At 60.6% G+C, this 4,854-nt stretch carries 5 protein-coding genes; 3 read left to right on the forward strand and 2 right to left on the reverse strand.

The window, feature by feature from the left end; all coding sequences use genetic code 11:
* Both WA989_RS15515 and WA989_RS15520 read left to right on the forward strand, forming a co-directional pair.
* Positions 1 to 263, forward strand: a 263-nt coding sequence (locus tag WA989_RS15515; protein ID WP_424341385.1) for a hypothetical protein, incomplete at its 5' end; no start/stop codon positions are given.
* A complete protein-coding gene (locus WA989_RS15520) occupies positions 263 to 1,813 on the forward strand; it encodes a pilus assembly protein TadG-related protein (RefSeq protein ID WP_424341386.1) in 1,551 nt (516 codons plus the stop codon). The genes WA989_RS15515 and WA989_RS15520, both read left to right, overlap by 1 nt.
* An 82-nt stretch (positions 1,814 to 1,895) precedes the next feature.
* Here the strand turns inward: WA989_RS15520 and WA989_RS15525 are convergent, their stop codons facing one another.
* Positions 1,896 to 3,206 (reverse strand): replication-associated recombination protein A, encoded by a 1,311-nt coding sequence (locus tag WA989_RS15525; protein WP_424341387.1) that lies wholly within the window; start codon positions 3,204 to 3,206, stop codon positions 1,896 to 1,898.
* 59 nt (positions 3,207 to 3,265) lie between these two features.
* On the opposite strand from WA989_RS15525, the gene WA989_RS15530 reads away from it, so the two are divergent.
* Positions 3,266 to 4,111 carry a TauD/TfdA dioxygenase family protein gene (locus tag WA989_RS15530; protein ID WP_424341388.1) on the forward strand — a complete coding sequence of 282 codons (846 nt, stop codon included), beginning with the start codon at positions 3,266 to 3,268 and terminating at the stop codon, positions 4,109 to 4,111.
* Positions 4,112 to 4,115: 4 nt separating this feature from the next.
* Here WA989_RS15530 and WA989_RS15535 read toward each other — a convergent pair whose 3' ends face one another.
* Positions 4,116 to 4,793 (reverse strand): Fe2+-dependent dioxygenase, encoded by a 678-nt coding sequence (locus tag WA989_RS15535; RefSeq protein WP_424341389.1) that lies wholly within the window; start codon positions 4,791 to 4,793, stop codon positions 4,116 to 4,118.
* Between the last annotated feature and the right edge of the window lie 61 nt (positions 4,794 to 4,854).

Below are 4,854 nucleotides of genomic sequence, written 5' to 3' on the forward strand. Positions count from 1 at the left end.
TTCTATGGCAACGCTCAAGAGGCAGTAAGCCCGAACCGGTCGACCTCGAAGAGGCGCGTTTGCTAGCCGAACCGGGTGAGAGCGTAATCCGGGTCGGCGCGACGCTACGTTACACTTCGAAAATTTCTGTCCTGGCGGGCGGCGACAGCCTTTCGCAGCACGGTGCACTTTTCTTCAAACCCAGAACCACGCGGGCCATCTCCTTTCAAGGCAAGATACTCGACCCGAACGTGACCTGGGACAGCTATACGGCAAAGCCATGATGAGATGGATCAAGCTTCGCAATCCACTGCTGCGGTGGCGCGCTTCGCGTCGCGGCTCGATTGCGATGAATTTCGCGCTGATGGTCATCCCTCTGTTTGCTTGTGTCGGCCTCGCAGTGGACGGGTCGCGCATGTACCTGGCGCGGTACAATTTCCAGGGGGCCCTCGATACCGCTGCTCTGGCAGTCGGCACAACCTATGGAACGAGCCAAGAACTCAACGATATGGCCCAGCGCTATGTCGATCGCAACTTCGGCATGCCGGGTGTGACCGTCGAGTCGGTGACCGTAAAGAGCACCAAAGAAAAAGTCTTCGTGACCGGCAGCATCAAGATGAACACATACTTCATCCAGATCGTGGCGGACGACGAAGTCACAATTTCTGCCGAGACGGACGTCAAGCGGGCGGGGGGTGGCCTCATGGTGTCGCTTGTCCTCGACAATACCGGATCGATGTGGGGGTCGCTTGATGGCACGTCACGCATTGAAGCCTTGCGGGCGGCATCTGTCAGTCTGACAACATCCCTGTTTCAGAGCGAGAACGCTGAGGAGGAAGTCCGCGTCGCCGTTGTTCCTTATGCGGCTATGGTCAATCCAGGAGATATCGCACCAAATATTGTAAGCCCGCTCGACCCCAGCTTCAGGCTGGATGATCCCCAACATCGCACGGGTGTTCCTCCTGCTTTCCTGCAGCAGTTCGTCTACGATCCCAGCGACAAGACACAATGGAAAGGCTGCGTCTTCGAGCGTTGGGGGTCTAACTCTATTGCCGACACTCCCCCTGGCCCAGGCAAGATGTGGGCACCTATGTTGTGGCCGATCTACAATGACAACCAGTTTGAAGTGTACGACTCCGGCTATAATCGGGGTCAAATCAAACCGAACACCGTCGATCCTGGCGGCGACAAAAACTCCAACTCCTTCACCGGACCCAATGTGGGATGCCCGACGCCAATTCTTCCTTTGACAGGCGCGAAGAAAGATATCGACAAGGCTCTAAGTGACATGACGGCGTGGAACCGCGGCGGCACGCTTACAGATATAGGGCTGGCATGGGGCATCCGGACGCTGACACCTGGAGTGCCATTCGACGAGTCTGACAAGATCGTGGACTCCAAGACAGGGGACACTATCTGGGATTCGCCACGCTGGCGGCGCGCAATCGTCATCATGACGGATGGCGACAACAGCATATACAATGCTGGCAATCAGGGCAGCCGGGTTAAGTCCGGCAAGGAAAAATCAGACATGACCGGCTATGGCCGTCTGGGCGAGGCGCAGATGAACGCCCTGTTCGGATCGAGCAATAAGGGCAATGTTGCAAACAAGATCGACGATCGTGTGGGAACCCTATGCGATGAAGCAAAGGCGCTCGACATTGTTGTGTACACTGTTGTCTTTTCAAAGTCGGCAGACAGCGCCACACGAGCGATATTCCAGAACTGCGCGACCGACAAAGGCAAGTACTGGTATGCCCCGTCCGCAGACGCGCTCGACGATGCGTTTGGCTCGATCGGATCAGATCTCAACAAGCTGCGCATTACGCGCTAGGCGTGGGCCTGCTGCCATTTGCCGGTAGCACGGTTTGGCCCCGTCCTGAGTTCGTCGACAGATTGGTAGGCGCGCGCCGTGCTCAGCCGCCTGCCTTCTTCTTCCGCAACTCCGCCCAGCGCTTCAGCCGCTCGGCAATCGGACCTTCGCGGCCTTCGCCTTTGGGGTCATAGAATTGCTCGCGCGCCATCCCGTCCGGGAAATAGTTCTGGCCGGAAAATCCATCCTCGGCATTGTGATCATAGCTATAATCCTTGCCGTAGCCCTCACCTTTCATGAAGGCGGTCGGCGCATTGAGGATATGTTTTGGCGGCATGAGAGAGCCGGTGTCCTTCGCAGAGCGCTGCGCCGCTTTCCACGCGACATACACCGCGTTGGACTTTGGCGCGGTCGCCATGTGGACCACGGCATGGGCGAGCGCAAGTTCGCCTTCCGGGCTGCCGAGCCGCTCATAGGTACGGGCCGCCTCATTGGCGATCATGAGGGCGGTCGGATCGGCGAGGCCAATATCCTCGGACGCCATGCGCACCAGCCGCCGGGCGAGATAGAGCGGATCCTCGCCCCCGGTGACCATCCGGGCGAACCAGTAGAGCGCCGCATCCGGGTCCGATCCGCGTACCGATTTATGCAGCGCGGATATGAGGTTGTAATGTTCTTCCCTATCCTTGTCATAAGCGGGCGCGCGTTTCTGGAGCGCGGTGGACAGCTGCTCGGCGGTGAGCTCCGTGCCGTCATCGGCGAGCGTGAAGGCCTGCTCGGCAAGGTTCAGCATATATCGGCCATCGCCATCGGCCATGTCGACCAGCGCTTCGCGGGCGCGCTTTTCGAGGGGAAGTTTGCGGCCTTCCAGCTCTTCAGCGCGGCCAAGCAACTCCTCCAGCGCTTCTGGCGTCAGACGTTTCAGCGTCAGGACCGCGCAGCGAGACAGGAGAGCGCCATTGATCTCGAAGCTGGGATTTTCCGTCGTCGCGCCGACCAGCGTGACCACACCCGCCTCGACAAAGGGAAGGAAACCATCCTGCTGGGCACGGTTGAAGCGGTGGATCTCGTCGACGAATAGCAGCGTGCCTTTGCCCATGCCGCGCCGGTTCTCGGCCCGGTCGAACGCCGCACGCAAATCTTTCACACCGGAGAAGACCGCGCTGATCGCCTCGAATTCGAGATCGGTCTCCTGCGCCAACAACCGCGCAATCGTCGTCTTGCCGACACCCGGCGGGCCCCAGAAGATGATCGAGCCAAGCCGCCCCGTCTTCAGCATCCGCCCGAGCGCGCCACCCGGCCCGAGCAAATGGTCCTGCCCGACCACCTCCGACAGCTGCGCCGGACGCAGCCGATCCGCCAGAGGCCGCGGCGCCTCATCCGCCATACCGGATGCAGAGAAGAGATCGCTCATGGCAAATCCCTAGCCCACGCTGCGCCTCGTGATAAGATCGCAACTGGAGGAAACGCACCATGACACTGACTATAAAACCAAGCGGTCAGGCCTGCGGCGCATCTGTCACCGGCCTGAACCTGAACCAGCCGCTCAGCGAGGAAACCGTCGCGGAGATCCGGCGGGCCTGGCTGACCCATCATGTCCTCGCCTTTCCCGATCAGAGCCTCAGCGACGATGACCTGGAACGCTTCACGCAATATTTCGGCCCGTTCGGAGACGATCCGTACATCGCGCCTATCGAGGGTCGCGAGCACATCATCGCGGTTAAACGCGCCGCCGACGAGACCGGCCCCATCTTCGCAGAAACATGGCATTCCGACTGGAGCTTCCAGAAGACCCCGCCCGCCGGCACCTGCCTCTATGGCATCACCATCCCGCCGGTCGGAGGCGACACGCTGTTCACCAATCAGCACAAGTCGCTGGACGAGATGCCGGATGATTTGCGCAGTCAGCTGGAAGGCAAACTGGCGATCCACTCGGCCCGCAATGGCTATGGCAAGGCCGGCCTCTACGGCGCAAAGGATAAGGGCCGCAGCATGGACATCCGCTCTTCTGATGACGCCATGGCAACGCAGCTCCACCCGATCATCCGCAAGCATCCCGAGACCGGCGAGGAAGGCCTGTTCGGCTGCGCGGGATACATTATCGGCATTGACGGAATGGACGAGGAGGAAGGCTTTGCCCTGCTGACCGAACTCTATCGCTGGCAGACGCGGGCCGAATTCCAGTACCGCCACACATGGCAGTCGAACATGCTGCTGATGTGGGACAACCGCTCCTGCCTGCACATGGCAACCGGCGGCTATCAGGGCCACGACCGACTGCTCCACCGCACGACAATCGGCGCGCGCGCCGCCGCCTGAACCCTCAGCTTTCTGCCCATAGGCGGCGAAGATTCGCGACGATCTTTGAAAGCGCGAGATGCTCCGGCGCCTCCTCCGGGAGGGAGCTTCGCATGGACGCCTTGAGATTGGCGAGGTCAAAAAGGATGTCGCGCTGCTCGCTGGTGCGCACCTGGCTTTGGACCCAGCCGACGCAGACAATGCGCTGGCCGGAGGTGACCTCTTCCACCCGGTGAAGGCTGGTCGATGGATAGATCAGCAGGGACCCGGCCTCGAGCTTCATCGAATGGACCATTCCAGCCCAGTCTATGGTCAGCTCTCCGCCCTCATAATCCTTCGGATCATTCAGAAAGAGCGTGAAGGAGAGATCGGTGCGGATACGGCTCGCGCCTGCACCCATCAGCGCATTGTCGACATGCGTGCCATAGCCCTGCCCCGCGCCACTCCGGCTGACGAGCAGGCGGGAGAGACGGGCCGGCTGGGCCGCGGCCTGGAAGACGGCGTTCTTCGTAATGGCGTCCTTCAGCCGGGTATGGAGCGCGGTGCCGGTGCGCGACTTGAGATCGGCCTGCTCATTGCGCTTGACCTTGGCCGCCTCAGCACCGGCCGTCTTGCGCCCATCGGCCCAGCCCGTCTTCGCCAGCAGGTCGCGCACATCGCCCAGTGCGGCTGCATCCAGTATGTCGGGAATTGTAATCAGCATCTTGCGTTTGAGAATTATTTGCAGGTATGGCTAACCGTTCTTGCAGAACGTGCAACCAGGA

This window comes from Henriciella sp. (assembly GCF_049649345.1).
Taxonomy (GTDB): domain Bacteria; phylum Pseudomonadota; class Alphaproteobacteria; order Caulobacterales; family Hyphomonadaceae; genus Henriciella.